The 14443-nt window shown below is 42.7% G+C and carries 14 protein-coding genes; 10 read left to right on the forward strand and 4 right to left on the reverse strand.

Annotation, left to right across the window (positions count from 1 at the left end; genetic code table 11):
• Window positions 1-4 precede the first annotated feature (4 nt).
• The 3 genes from BLT07_RS13070 to BLT07_RS13080 all read left to right on the forward strand — a co-directional run bounded on the left by BLT07_RS13070 (window position 5) and on the right by BLT07_RS13080 (window position 4737).
• On the forward strand, window positions 5-1192 hold the full coding sequence (locus tag BLT07_RS13070; RefSeq protein WP_091869383.1) for a DUF4249 domain-containing protein: 1188 nt from the start codon (window positions 5-7) through the stop codon (window positions 1190-1192).
• Window positions 1193-1340: 148 nt separating this feature from the next.
• On the forward strand, window positions 1341-2966 hold the full coding sequence (locus tag BLT07_RS13075; RefSeq protein ID WP_091869386.1) for a hypothetical protein: 1626 nt from the start codon (window positions 1341-1343) through the stop codon (window positions 2964-2966).
• 235 nt (window positions 2967-3201) lie between these two features.
• A complete protein-coding gene (locus BLT07_RS13080; RefSeq protein ID WP_091869389.1) occupies window positions 3202-4737 on the forward strand; it encodes a YifB family Mg chelatase-like AAA ATPase in 1536 nt (511 codons plus the stop codon).
• 513 nt (window positions 4738-5250) lie between these two features.
• Here BLT07_RS13080 and BLT07_RS13085 read toward each other — a convergent pair.
• From BLT07_RS13085 to BLT07_RS13095, 3 genes are all read right to left on the reverse strand, one after another.
• Window positions 5251-6339, reverse strand: a complete 1089-nt coding sequence (locus BLT07_RS13085; RefSeq protein WP_091869391.1) for a Gfo/Idh/MocA family protein — start codon at window positions 6337-6339, stop codon at window positions 5251-5253.
• Window positions 6340-6959: 620 nt separating this feature from the next.
• Window positions 6960-7523: a hypothetical protein gene (locus BLT07_RS13090; protein WP_091869394.1), complete on the reverse strand. Its 564-nt coding sequence runs from the start codon at window positions 7521-7523 to the stop codon at window positions 6960-6962.
• A gap of 105 nt (window positions 7524-7628) precedes the next feature.
• Entirely contained in the window at window positions 7629-8072 is a 444-nt protein-coding gene (locus BLT07_RS13095) for a hypothetical protein (RefSeq protein ID WP_091869397.1), read from the reverse strand.
• Between the two features lie 536 nt (window positions 8073-8608).
• Between BLT07_RS13095 and BLT07_RS21580 the strand changes: the two genes are divergently transcribed.
• From BLT07_RS21580 to BLT07_RS13125, 7 genes are all read left to right on the forward strand, one after another.
• Window positions 8609-8731, forward strand: coding sequence for a hypothetical protein (locus tag BLT07_RS21580; protein WP_262503255.1), 123 nt, complete (start codon window positions 8609-8611; stop codon window positions 8729-8731).
• A 6-nt stretch (window positions 8732-8737) separates the two neighbouring features.
• Window positions 8738-9124 (forward strand): hypothetical protein, encoded by a 387-nt coding sequence (locus tag BLT07_RS13100; RefSeq protein ID WP_139205144.1) that lies wholly within the window; start codon window positions 8738-8740, stop codon window positions 9122-9124.
• Complete coding sequence (locus tag BLT07_RS13105; protein WP_317040764.1) at window positions 9121-9939, forward strand: hypothetical protein; 819 nt, start codon at window positions 9121-9123, stop codon at window positions 9937-9939. The genes BLT07_RS13100 and BLT07_RS13105 overlap by 4 nt, the downstream gene beginning before the upstream one ends.
• Window positions 9940-10127: 188 nt before the next feature.
• Complete coding sequence (locus BLT07_RS13110; protein WP_091869403.1) at window positions 10128-11462, forward strand: histidine kinase; 1335 nt, start codon at window positions 10128-10130, stop codon at window positions 11460-11462.
• A gap of 117 nt (window positions 11463-11579) precedes the next feature.
• The gene (locus tag BLT07_RS13115) at window positions 11580-11882 is read left to right on the forward strand and encodes a 2TM domain-containing protein (protein ID WP_091869406.1); all 303 of its coding nucleotides are present in this window, start codon (window positions 11580-11582) and stop codon (window positions 11880-11882) included.
• A gap of 59 nt (window positions 11883-11941) precedes the next feature.
• Window positions 11942-12271, forward strand: a complete 330-nt coding sequence (locus tag BLT07_RS13120; RefSeq protein WP_091869409.1) for a 2TM domain-containing protein — start codon at window positions 11942-11944, stop codon at window positions 12269-12271.
• A gap of 67 nt (window positions 12272-12338) precedes the next feature.
• Entirely contained in the window at window positions 12339-13094 is a 756-nt protein-coding gene (locus tag BLT07_RS13125; RefSeq protein ID WP_091869412.1) for a LytR/AlgR family response regulator transcription factor, read from the forward strand.
• A gap of 80 nt (window positions 13095-13174) precedes the next feature.
• On the opposite strand, the gene BLT07_RS13130 is transcribed toward BLT07_RS13125, so the two are convergent.
• Window positions 13175-14362 (reverse strand): LETM1-related biofilm-associated protein, encoded by a 1188-nt coding sequence (locus tag BLT07_RS13130; RefSeq protein WP_091869415.1) that lies wholly within the window; start codon window positions 14360-14362, stop codon window positions 13175-13177.
• Window positions 14363-14443: the final 81 nt, after the last annotated feature.

Genomic DNA, 14443 nt, shown 5'->3' on the forward strand with positions numbered 1-14443 from the left:
CCAGATGCCGGCAAGATCTTATCGGAAATATCGGAGAAAAAAAGGAGTATACCTCCTTTTTATCCTGAGCCTTCTTCATAGCGGGTGTGTTGAGGAATTTCAACCGGACACGGAATTTTTTGAAAGCGCTTTGGTCATCGAATCGGTGGTTACCGATGAAGTTAAGCCGCAGGAAATTGTATTGAGCAGAACCTTTCGATTTGAAGAAAACAATCCCCAACCCGAGCAAAATGCAAAAGTAAGTATCATCGACAACGATGAAATTGAATACGCCTTTACAGAGGTAGAACCCGGTAGGTATCTTTCGACCGATGCTTTTGGGGCCATACCCGAAAAGGAATACAGGCTAAACATTGAGACCGATGACGGCACAAGATATAATTCGGATGCTTCTAAATTGACCGGAGCTGCCGATATTCAAGAAGTGTATGCAGTTGCTGCGACGAACCTAAACAATGTTGAAGGGGTATCTTTGCGGATCGATACTTTTGACCCTACGGGCAATTCCCGATATTACCGTTTCGATTACGAGGAAAGCTATAAAATAATCGCGCCCAAATGGGTGAATGTCGATGCCGTGTTTGAGAATGGTGCACTAAGCTTTCAGCCCAAGACACGTGAGCAACAGACCTGTTATAACACGGTACTTTCCAACACGATCAACCTGGCTTCGACCAATGGACGGGTTGAGGATAGGCTTACTGGTTTTCCTCTCCGTTTTATTGAAAAGGATAATTATATAATAGCGCATCGGTACAGTATTCTCGTACATCAATATGTCATATCGCCAGAAGCTTTCAGCTACTATACCTATTTGGCGGATTTATCGACTTCAGGAAGCCTCTTCTCGGAGAGTCAGCCGGGTTTTTTGGCCGGAAATATATTTTCCGATAATGGCAGCGAAAAGGTTTTGGGTTATTTTGAAGTATCATCTTCGACCTCCAAAAGGATATTTTTTAACCATAGGGACCTTTTTCCCGATGATTTTTCGCTTTCGTATCCGAATAGCTGTGAAGTTGCGAAGCCAGAATCGCTGGTGGCCATACCACTGCTGGAAAGTGGGGATGCCAAATTTTTTGGGTATAACGTCGAACCGGGTCAATATGAAGGGCCCTATGTCTTGGTGTCCAGGGTTTGTGGGGATTGTAGGGTTTTAGGGGATAATGTGGTACCCGATTTTTGGGAAGAATAAGAGAATGAAAAGAAATTTATTTACATATTTGCTAGTAGTTTGTCTAGGTGTAAGGGTCGTTTGTGGGCAATCGTCTGCAGGTAGCGACATGAATATTAATGAAATCCCTCAGGAAAATCTTTTTATACATTACAACACGACGTTGTTAATGTCCGGAGAATATCTGTATTACGAGATTTACTGTAGAAACGCAAAGACGAACAGTGCTAGTTCTATAAGTAAAATAGCCTACGTTGAGCTGGTCGCAGAAAATGGAAAATCCGTTTTCCGACATAAAATATTTCTTGAACAGGGCAGGGGCCAGGGCGATTTTTTTGTTCCGGTTTCAGTGAAATCCGGTAATTACAAACTTGTTGGATATACCCAATGGATGAAAAATAGGGGTATTGACCATTTTTTTCAGGGAGACATCAGTATTGTAAACCCGTATCTATCTGATCAGACCCCGCTATTGGCAAACACCAACGATACCTTGTACACGGAAAGTAATTTCAAAGTAGAAGTCGAGGCAAATAGAAGTCGCACCGAATATCGGATAGATGGAGAGGTACTCTCCCTAAACGATTCTGTCTTTAGTAATCGGGAAAAAGTAAATTTGACCTTTCGAGCCAAGTCCGGAGCTAGTATTCAAGGGGATTACTCCCTTTCCGTTCGTAAAGTCGATTCGTTTACGGCCTCTCCAATGATTTCCTTACAAAATTTCAATCCATCCGAAACTCGGAGAGATTCAAAGGCTGAGCATTTCTTCTATATTCCTGAAATGCGAGGCGACCTTATTTCTGGAACGGTCACATCCATAGCTGAAAACAACCCTCTTAAAGATGCCCAGATTGCCATGTCCATACCCGGTGAGGAAGGTATGACAAAGGTTGCAAATAGCGATAATGAAGGTATCTTTTACCTCAACCTAGATAAACCATATACTTCAGGTCAAGCGATTTTCCAAGTAATAAACCGAAAGAAGGACCAATATCGAATTTCCATCGACCCCAAGGCTTCTTTGGAATATACCGCTCTGTCTTTTTACCACTTTAAGCTCACCCCTCAAATGAAAGATGCGCTGCTTCAAAGAAGTGTCCATAATCAAATCGAAAACGCTTTTTTTTCGGTCAAACCCGATACGTCTGTAACTGCCGAAAGTCGAAGACCCGCGTATTTAGACAAAATGTATTTTTATGACTTGGATGAATATACCCGGTTTCCAACCGTTCGAGAAACTTTGGTCGAAATAGTAAATAACGTCTATTCCCGTAAGATAGATCATGAAAACTATCGCATTCAGGTCAGAAACTATATTTTCGATAGTTATGTACCCCCAAACGCCCAACCTTTGGTATTGGTCGATGGTATATTTGTTCAAGATCATACGTATCTTTTGGATTATGATGCGCGAAAAATCGAAAAAATCGGGGTTTTACAGGATAAGTATATTCTTGGCCTACAGATTTTTCAAGGGGTGGTGGTCATGGAAACCATTGATGGGGATTTCAGCTTACCGGAAACCGACGCTTTTACAACTATACAACAATTAGGGAAGCCACAGGAGCGCAAAAAGTATTTTAGTCCGGTATACGGGGATAGTCTATCCCAAAAAGAGCGGATTCCCGATTTTCGGCATCAGCTGTTATGGAAGCCGAATATCGTTATCCATGAAAAAGAGGCTAGTTTTTCTTTTTATACTTCCGATGTAAACGGAAGGTTTGAAGTGTCCTTAAAAGGTTTCACTACCGGGGGCAAAGCTATTTCCCTGACCGAAAGCTTTCTGGTCGAATGACATTCGATCAGGTTTAAAATCCCGCACCTTTACTTCATTTCGGACCTATTCAAGATGCGGAAACATGGAAATAAAAAATCGTGACACATAGGTCATCGGGCAAAATCGTGCCATTGGTCTAATTTATGCCATCGCGTCCGATTTTGTTTCTGGGTTCTTGTATCTTACATCTCCAACCTAATTTAATCCGATTAATACGAGTTCTACCCTTGAACTTATAAAACCAGACCCTACCATGCTCACAAAAGTCTATGGAAGCGCCGTTTTCGGCATAGAGGCAACTACCGTTACCGTTGAAGTCAACGTAGATACCGGCGTAGGCTATCATCTGGTCGGTCTACCCGATAATGCCATAAAGGAAAGCAATTACCGTATCGCGGCCGCCCTCTTGAACAACGGCTACAGGATTCCAGGTAAAAAAATAACGCTCAATTTGGCTCCTGCCGACCTGCGAAAGGAAGGATCTGCCTACGATCTGACCTTAGCCTTGGGAATTCTGACCGCATCGGGACAGATAAAGTCCGCTAATCTGGAGAAGTACATAATTATGGGCGAACTTTCGTTGGATGGCAGTCTACATCCTATCACAGGCGCCCTACCTATTGCCATCAAGGCGAAGGAGGAAGGTTTTGAGGGCTTTATTCTTCCAAAGGACAATGCACGCGAAGCCGCTATCGTTTCCGACCTGAAGGTATATGGCGTTGAAAATATCAGCGAGGTCATCGCGTTCTTCGATTCGGAAAAGCCCTTGGAGGAGACCATCATCGATACTCGCGCGGAATTCCATAAAACCCTGGATTTCCCTGAATTTGATTTCTCCGAGGTCAAGGGGCAGGAAAGTATTAAACGCTGCATGGAAATTGCTGCCGCAGGTGGGCATAATATCATTCTGATCGGCCCTCCGGGAGCGGGAAAAACCATGTTGGCAAAGCGTTTGCCTTCCATCTTGCCTCCGATGACCTTGCACGAAGCGCTAGAAACCACTAAGATTCACAGTGTAGTCGGAAAGACCAAGAAAATGGGGTTGATGGGCCAAAGGCCATTCCGGTCGCCGCATCATACCATTAGCGATGTTGCTTTAGTTGGCGGGGGAGCCTACCCGCAGCCCGGGGAAATCTCGTTATCGCACAACGGGGTACTGTTTTTAGATGAGCTGCCGGAATTTAAACGCGGAGTTTTGGAGGTCATGCGCCAGCCCTTGGAAGATCGGGAGGTAACCATTTCCCGGGCTCGTTTTACGGTGACCTATCCGAGCAGCTTTATGCTAGTGGCCAGCATGAACCCAAGTCCCAGTGGCTACTTCAACGATGCCGACGCTCCAATAACTTCCTCTCCCGCTGAAATGCAGCGCTATCTGGGTAAAATATCAGGACCCTTACTGGATCGTATCGACATCCACATCGAGGTAACGCCCGTACCTTTCGAAAAATTATCCGAAGACCGAAAAGGTGAAAGTAGTGTCGACATCCGCAAACGGGTGACGGCCGCGAGGGAAATTCAGACCCAACGTTTTGAGGCATTCGATACGGTGCATTACAATGCTCAAATGGGTGCAAGGCAGATCCACGATTTTTGCAGGCTCGATGAGCCGTCCAAAGAACTCCTAAAAAACGCTATGGAAAGGCTCAATCTTTCCGCGCGCGCCTATGATCGTATCTTAAAAGTGGCACGGACCATCGCCGATCTGGAAAAAACCCAAAAAGTGAATGGTAATCATATCGCCGAAGCTATCCAGTACAGAAGCTTGGACCGTGAGGGTTGGTTAGGTTGAATCAAAGTTGGAAACCGGCTACAAACGGTTGTTTTTCAACTAAAACGGAATATTAGTTAAAAGATAATAAGACATAATTACAATAAAGATGATGTTTATTGCGATATAGATGTTTATAAGGATGTCACGTCTTTTCATGTCCTACTATTTTGGAGGTTGTGACACAAAAATAAACTTGAACAATATAAACACCACCAATAAAAACCCCATAATTTTGGGTTTTATTTGTTAGGATATGAGGGTTGTGTTCTAAATTTTGAAAATAGTATTCCTATACATAAACCTAGCCTTTTATTCCTAGGGGCTTGTTCGCAAATAAAGTTATTTTTCTATCGCTTGAAATCTTTCATAATTTAGATACAAAGCTTTCGCTCTTCTTCGATTCTTTGAAATATCTGTACGCTATTTTTCAGAATAGTACGATTTGTTTTAATTATTAAGTCACTTTAATCTATCGCGATGTAATCATTCGATTAACCCACAATTCTTAGGTTTAGTGTGTGGGAATTACTTTTACAGCTTCACCAAACAATTCTTTTCAGCAGCTTTGTAAACCGCTTCGACCACTCGGATATCGCGCAATCCCTCCTCGCCTGGCACCAACATATCGGTAGTATTGAGAATGGACAGCGCATCATCGTCCATCTGCTTGGCCTGTTGGTTTTCTAGGGGGAAATCAATAATGGTATTGTCGGAACGTACGCCTTTGTTGCCGCTATAGGAAGAATGTGGCGACATTTTAATCCAACCTTTTTCGTAGTTGATGTTCAAATAGTTCATTTGAATGCCGAAGCTACTCTGGCAGGCTGCGCGCGCACCACTTGGGAATTCAAGTTGGTACATAGCGGTTTCCTCCACTTCATTGTAAATGTCGGGTCGCGTAGTAAACGTCTGCGCCATTACCGATATGGGTTCCTCGCCCGTCGCCAAGCGCGCACCCTGAATAGCATAGACGCCCATATCGCCCATAACTCCACCGCCCATGGCTTTCTTTTGTTTCCAATGATCGGTACGACCGTCGAAATAACCTGCACTTGAAGAAACCATCTTGACGGCTCCAAATGTTTTTTCCTTGGCGGCTTTCATATAAGCTTGAATATTGGGGTCGTGCTGGCAACGGTAACCGATAGACAATTTCACCTTATTGGCATTACATGCCTTGATCATCGATTCGCATTCCGTAACACTTGGTGCCATTGGTTTTTCACACCAAACGTGCTTTCCGGTGTTGGCCGCCCGAATAGCATATTCGGCATGCATCGATGGCGGCAGTACAATGTAGATAACGTCGATATCGGGGTTGTCGGCAATTCTATCCATGCCTTCGTAATCGTAGATGTTCTTATCAGCTATACCGTATTTTTCCTTCCAGTTGGGAATCTTATCCGGACTTCCGGTAACAATGCCTTTTAACTCGCAATGTTTGGTGAGTTGTAGGGCGGGAGCTAACAAATCGGTACTATAGTATCCCAAACCTACTAGGGCGATACCCAGTTTTTCTTTTTGAGGCCGCGTGGCGGACCATAGGGCATTGGGTAAAAATGCGGTAGATGCAGCTATGAGTCCAGTTTGTTGAATGAATTTTCGACGTTGATTTTCCATATCCTTATAGTTTTAAGGTCAGAAAATACGATAAGAATCCGAATAAATCAATACAAGATGAACAATGTTGATTTTGAATCGCCAAAGATTTATGAGGGAACTTAGTATTAGAATCATCAAAACTTATGATCAATAAACTTGAACAGCAAGCGTGCTATGGGGTCAGACTTAAAAGTATCACATAGATGGCCCACAGAAAGCAAAAAGTACAAAAAGTATAGATCAAGTATTCGTTCAGGGTAGTTTTATCTTTCATAAGGGACTTTTTTTCACAAGTCTCCACTTTCTGTTATCGCCGACCCCAATATTTAGAGGGAGGCGGCCATAGAAGTCCAGACGAGTTCTTTAAACTAAAACGGGGGAATCCTGAATATACGGTGTCACAATTCGGACAAAGGGAAGAAAAACCGATTTGCGACAATAATTCCGTCAAAACGTAATTTTTATCTATAAAAACAGATGCGGCACTTTACGGAATAACCGATAAAACCACAGTTTATCGTGGATAAAATGAGCTCAAAATGGATAGAAGGAGAATGATTTTGACAGATGGGATAGAAATAAACCCGCCCGCCGGAGAGGGGCAGTTTTCAAGAATGACTACACGTTTGGCTATTCCGTTAAAGCTGATACTCCTCGTTATTACTATCCTCTTTTTCAAGTTTGTTCGATGTAAAGACATCTTTGAGAATGAAGGCCACGATGATTAAGATTCCAAATACCATCAGGGGAATGGCAAATTGCCAACCTAATATGTTGAGCAGACTACCGGCGATAATGGCGAAGGTGCCAATGACCATGGCGAAATTCCAAAGCACTTGCGATGTATTGCGTTTGGCTTTTCGATCTTCGTCTAAAAAGTAAGCGGTACCTTCAAGGATAATCCAGATCAGGAAGGATATGGCAATAATAATTTGAAAGAATAGGGAATACGTGAAATCCAAAGCTCTGAAAATTCCGTTTGTCGCCCAGAATACGACCAAAATCAATTTTGTATAATCAAGGAAATGTTTTTCGGGTTTTTTCCAAAATCGAAAGGGATATAATAGTCCTATGCCTACAAAAGACGCTATAATAATTTCGGTAGCGTACGGCCAATGCAGAATCCGCGACAGCATGCCCAAGAGTAAAACTGAAATAGCAATTCTTAGGGGAGTCGTCAATATTTTTTTCGGCGTAGGCATAAAAGTAGGTTTAGATTGGGATGGCCATTCGCTTCGAGCTATCTGCCTAGCGTAAAAAAGCGCTGGGCGTAAAGCGATAAGCGTATAGCGTTTGGCAGCATAGATCTAAATAGCCTTCAAGTGTACCCGAAGGCCTTCCATAATACCAAGAATATTTACAACGGTTTCTTTGAGATAATATTTTATAAGAACATGGGGAATTCGAATGGTGGTAAATCCGTTTTTAAAGGAATGCATTGCTTTTTCCAGATCGTTGATGGCTTGTTCGTGCGTCATTCTGTCATATTCCGTATCGATTTCTATGTTAAGCTTGACTCGTGAAATAGCGATATCGATAGATTTGTTGCCGTCCCACCATTCCAACATCGCGTTAACCCCGGCCTCTTTCAGACCATAATAGAGTTGAATCGCCTCGCGGGGGGTGGCGTTGGTATCCATAAGTTTGGTTATTCGCCGTTGATGCACTTCACAGAGCTCGACACCAAGAGTATCCATGGCATTTTTGTGATTGGCATAACCAAGCTGCTTATTACATTCTAAACACGTCATTGACATAGTTTAACTGGGTTTGATTTGAGATAATTATGTCCAGGGGACTTCTTCTAATAACCCTGTTTTTTATGGGATAGTATACCCGTTCGACGTACGGCACCCTAGTTTTAGACGAATTGCAAATTTTTAGATTAACGGCGTTAGAAAATGTTAAAATTGTGGTGTAGGATGGGAGACAGGTTCAAGCTAGCTGCCCTAAGAGGATTTGAAAATGGAGCAAAAGGCAGAAGGCAACGGTGGTTTTTTTCTAGCATAGCGCAATAAACAGCAAACAAAGGTTGAAGATTATGACGCAATGGTAACAGCCATTGCCCTGGTCGGCATTCGGGTGGTGCCGTATCAACTATTTTTACGCGCTGCCTTGGTCAGTGAAAAATAGAAGTCGGAGTCCGACCTACCCCCAGGTCGCCGACGGCATGTTGTTGCACATCATGGCCGTCCCACTTTATCCATAAAATTCCACAACTCGGTATTTCTTATTCTTCGTTGTTGATTATCTGATCGATTTTTGGCACATCAAAAAACGAATAGTCATGATAAGCAACTGTACCTTAGGTATTTTTCTTCTTGTAACCCAATATGCCCTCTGCCAGACCATTGTTTCTGGAACGGTCAACGATACTTCGGGAATTCCAATTTCCGGGGTAAACGTATAGGTCAAATTGAAAAAGAACTTTAGCAGTCGCTTCAACCTGTCTTTGGGAAGCGAGTATTTTATCACCGATTACGAAGAGCGTTTTAAATCATCGGATGACTTTGCCCGCAACTCGGGGTATGGCGACCAACTGTGGGCCGGTTTTGTCGAGAGCGATATTTTTTTCAGCAATAGACTGCCCTTAAAGCTGGGGGTAAGAGGGAAGTTTAGCGGTTTAATCGAAGACTTTACCCTGTCGCCCCGGCCCTCGTTGGCCTACAAGTCAAGTGAAAAAGGACAGTTCTCACTGGCTTATGGGGACTTTTACCAAACTCCCACTAAGGAAACGCTGCGGTACGACAGTTCCTTGAATTTTGAGAAAGCATCCCATTATATCCTGAACTATCAGTTTTGAGTGACGGAAATACGTTTAGGGCCGAGGCGTACTATAAAGAGTACGGTAGCCTGGTTAAATACAACACCAAAATACCTCGGATCGATTCCAATTTCAACAATTTCGGAACCGGATACGCATCGGGACTGGATATTTTCTGGACGGACAACAAGAGTATTAAGAACCTCGATTATTGGGTATCCTACGGCTATCTAGACACCCAACGAACCCTCAAGAAAAATACAATTATCATTCTCTTTTTAACAACATCACTTCCGATGAGTGCCCAAAACAAATACACCGACGGCATGCAAAGGGCCCCACAACTTTGGGGTGAACAAAAGACAACACTGGCCTCGAACCTTTTTGAGCGCATTGCCATGGCGGAAGAGTACAACTGGTTGCCCTATCACTATGCCGCCTTGGTGAACACGACCGCATCCTTCGGGGAGAGCGATAAAAAAATCCTTACCCAACAGTTGGAAAAGGCAAAGGAGTTCAACGACATCGCTAAAAACCTGTCGCCCGCCAACCCCGAACTGCTGGTGATGGAGGCTTTGATTAATACCGCCTGGATCGCTTTTGACGGAGCCACCTACGGCATGACGCTAACTGGAAAGAATACACAACTCTATCAAAAGGCGCTACAACTTGCCCCGAAAAAACCTCGAGTAGTTTTTTCCAAAGCGGAATGGGACTTGGGCTCCGCACGGTATTCGGTAAGGATACCACCCCCTATTGCAAGGATGTGGAGCGAGCTTTGGAACTTTTCGAAACCTTTGAAAATGACACCCCGTTTTACCCAAAATGGGGAAAGGAAAGGGCGGAAGGGGTAGCGAAGCAGTGCATGGGCGAATAAACAGTTCAACTTGTTACTTTTTGCTACCTTTAATCGAAGTAAGATTTTAGACCCTTTCGAATCAGGTAAGAGACCGTTTTGAAATCTGCGATTAGCTCAGAAGTTAACAGATTTCAAATCGGTCAATAAGATATTTTTAAAATTCAGAGTGTTAGATAGTAGGATATGCGAGTATTTTTAAGGGAAATGAGTAAAGGGACCATTGTCGGAACCTGCATTTTTGCAGTGTTGCTGATTATAGGCTACTTCAGTGGGAAATTCGACAACGGCCTTAACTATGACGAATTATGGGAAGAGTATTACATCAACCTAATGTATTCGGTCATTATTTATATGGCGAATGCCTATCTCTTCATTTACCTTTTGAATAAATTCGATAGAAAACTATTTGGCTCCAAAAGTTTTCCGATTTCCATAGCTGGTACGGTAACCGTTTCCTTGGCGGCCCTATTTTTTGCACGATTTTTACACCGGATAGTTTTAGAGGGTATGCCGGTACAGGAGTTTTGGACCAAAGAAAGTTTAAGGTATTACTGGGTATCCGTAGTCATAATTATTGTGGTGTCAAGCATTTTCTACGCTTTCTTCTATTTCAAGAACCGTCAGGAATCCAAGTTCAAGGAACAAAAAATTATAGCCGGTACCGCTTCCGCCAAGTTCGATGCCCTTAAAAATCAGTTAGATCCGCACTTTCTGTTCAACAGCCTGAACGTGCTGACCAGCTTGATCGAGGAGAATCCACAGCAGGCGCAGAAATTTACTACGTCGCTATCCAAGGTATATCGGTATGTGTTGGAACAGAAAAACAAAGATCTGATCAGTGTCGATGAAGAGCTTCAATTCGCCAAGACCTACGTGCAGCTTTTAAAAATGCGTTTTGAAGACAGTATCGTTTTAGAAATTCCCGATACAAGCCTGAATCCCGACGCCAAAATTGTACCGCTTTCCCTGCAGTTATTGTTAGAAAATGCAGTAAAACACAATGTGGTAACCCCATCAAATCCCTTATACATAAAGGTGTTCGAAGATGTTGATAATCTTGTCGTCCAAAATAATCTGCAAGAAAAACAGACCGTAAAAAAAAGCAGTGGCTTTGGCTTGCGCAATATCCAACAGCGTTACGGCATTCTTACCGAGCGAAAGGTGCACATAGATAAAAACGGAACTCATTTTAGCGTCCGTCTACCGATGCTCTTCAAAAAAATAGCGTTTATGGAGACGCAACAGGAATTTATTGCTGACAAGCGCTACGAAAAGGCGAAGGCACGAATGGAAGCCATAAAGCGTTTTTACGGCAATTTAATAGCTTACTGTATTGTCATTCCAATCTTGGCGGTTGTGAACTACCGCACGACAAGTTTTGCGTGGGTGCTTTTTCCGGCCATCGGTTGGGGCTTTGGGCTTGCCAGGCAAGTCATGGAAGCTTTTGGGTATAATCCGATTTTAGGTAAAGACTGGGAAGAGAAAAAAATGCGGGAGTTTATGGAGGATGAGAAGTAGCCCTTAAATGCGGTGAGGAACAGTTCATCCCCAGAAACCGACACTTCGGAAATTCCTATTTACAAGAGCTTTCAGATATTCGGATATTTACAAGAGTAACTAATTAAAATACTTCAAATGAATAATATAGACCAAGAAAACAAGTATCTAAATGCCAAGGAGCGGATAGCGGAAATCAGAAAATTTTATAATAATCTGATATCCTATATAGTAGTCATATCATTGCTGGCCGGCCTGAATTATTATACCGACGAATGGAATTATCCCTGGTTTCTCTGGGCCGCTTTCGGGTGGGGCATCGGACTGGCCTTTCAAGCCGCAAGGGCCTTCGTCATAAATCCTTTTTTTGGACGGGATTGGGAAGAGCGAAAAATCAAGGAATTTATGCAAGAAGATGAGCGGAAAGCCCGTTGGGAGTAGTGACAGTAGCAATTTACCGATATAGAACGCAAACTAACGATAAATTATAAATAAGCATTATGGAAACAAATAGAAGAAACAAACAGTTAATAGCTAGAAAACGGGTCGCACAGCTCAAGGGTTTTTACATTCATGCGACGGTATATGTGCTGGTAAACCTTTTTCTAACAATAGTATCGGTCAACTCACGAATGGGCAACGGTGAGAGTTTCAACGAAGCACTTTTTGATTTGGATACGTTTATAACTCCCCTATTTTGGGGCATAGGTCTGGCATTTCATGCCGTAAGGGTATTGGGCTACAGTCCTTTTTTCAGCAAGGACTGGGAGGACCGACAAATTCAAAAATACATGGAAGAAGATCGGATACATTCGGAAAAGTACAAATAATGTATTCCTTGCCCCACCGCAACCTTCAACTAATAATTCGTTTTAGTAAACCCCAATCCCGCGTTCTATGACTACCATCATCATCGAAGATGAAAAACCCTCAGCCCGCCGTTTGGCGCGCCTGTTGGCCGATTTGGGCGTTGAGGTCACCACAATGCTTCATTCCGTCGAAGAATCAATCGATTGGTTCAAGGACAACGAACATCCCGATCTCATTTTTTTGGATATCCAACTGTCCGACGGACTTTCCTTCGAAATATTCGATGCGGTTGAAGTACACAGTGCCATCATCTTTACCACGGCCTTCGACGAATATGCGTTGCAGGCGTTCAAACTGAACAGCATCGATTATCTCTTGAAGCCTATCGATGACGAAGAACTTGAGATGGCTGTCAAAAAGTACCGAACCCGAAAGCCGGCACTTCAAAAAATGGCGTTGGATTTTGAGGATATCAAAAGGTTATTGGTCGATCCGCTGGAGCGGGAATACAAAAAACGATTTACCGCTCGGGTAGGGCAGCATCTTAAAATTATAAACGCCGATGAGGTTGAATGTTTTTACAGTGAAAACAAGGGCACTTATGCCGCTACCTCCGATGGAAGAAATTACCTGCTCGATACCACTTTAGAAAATTTGGAGCGTGAACTTGAGCCTAAAACTTTCTTCCGTGTCAGTCGTAAGTTCTATGTGAACATCGACCATATCAAAGATATTATTTCATACACAAATTCAAGGCTTCAAATCAAGATGAAACGGTTTTCGGAGCAAGAAATCATAGTGAGTAGAGAGCGAGTGCGCGATTTTAAGTTATGGTTGGAGTAGATGTATATAAAATATTGATTTTAAGTTATTTACTATTAACTATAGATTTTTCTTATAATTGAAAATTTGTAAGATAATACTTATTTTTCAATTCGATTTTCATCAAAAGCAGAGGGTAGTAACTTAGGAATCAATTTAATGAATATGGGAAGCAAAACCGCCCCTCCGGGGAGTATGAAAATGGCTAAGGAAGGGATACTTTTGAATACATCCATCAACTGGTTTTGAACTTTTTTCTTTTCCTCTTTGCTAAGATCCTTCACCGCGGATTTCGAAAGCAGATAAACGAGTTCCTTACTTTCCGAAAGTTCTTTTTGAAGACGCTTGCTGTTCCTTAAAATGAGCTTGTCTACCACTTTGGCCATACTGTCATAAAACTGTACCGCCGCATTTGTATCCTTTAAAAAGGGAATCTCTTCTGCATTTTCATTAAAAAAAATGCGGGTTTCATCTAATGTTTTGGCAATATGTCCGTCATCAAAGCCAAGGTTTTGGCCTAGGCCGAAAATAAATTCCGACTCCCTATGCGCCAGCGATTTATCCTCCCAAACCGTCATACAGGCGATATCGAGTAAATATTGATTTTCCCATGTTTTACGATTATGCCACAGCTTTTCACGGTACGAACCGTCAAAATCCTCTGCATTGCTATCGATAAAGGTCAACGAGGCCGCAAACAGGTCGGCCAGCCGTTCATCGCTTTTGCTCTTTTCTTTCGAACTCAATGCGTGATAGGTTATGTTGATGGCCAAGTATTCCAACAATTCCGCATGTTTTCGAATATCACCCGGGCGGTGGAGGTACCTTTTAAATAGAAGTACGTCAATACACAATAGGGAGTTGGTGATGATACGGTTAAAGGTCTTGCTGATGACGTTATCGGCAAGATATACCCGAGAATCTATCAGTTTTTCGAGCTGTGCGGATGTTTTACTCCCGGTAAGTATTTTGTTGAGAAAGGAGCTGCGGCTGACCTGGAGATCTTTGTAAAATTGAAAAACCTGAGATACAAATTGTCCGAAATCAGGTTCTTGCGAGGTCAATCTGAACGTTGTGTAAAGGGCGTTCAGTAGATTGATCTTGGCTTTTTCATCTTCCGAAAGAACGTGTTCTGGTGAAATAAAATCAGGAATCGAAGTATTGATACCGTATATAAACCCTGTTTTTTTTAAGGATCCGTAGAGTGCAGTAAAATCCGAATGGGAAGTTACGTCCTTGGTAATCAAGGAGCCGAATTTATTTATCCAACCGGAGGCTGAAGGGTTCATAGGTTGCGATTAAAGGGCGAAATTACTATAAAATGAATAAAGATCTATAGATTTCATATGGCTTAAAGTCTAAAAATATTT

The organism is Pricia antarctica (genome assembly GCF_900101815.1).
Classification (GTDB): domain Bacteria; phylum Bacteroidota; class Bacteroidia; order Flavobacteriales; family Flavobacteriaceae; genus Pricia; species Pricia antarctica.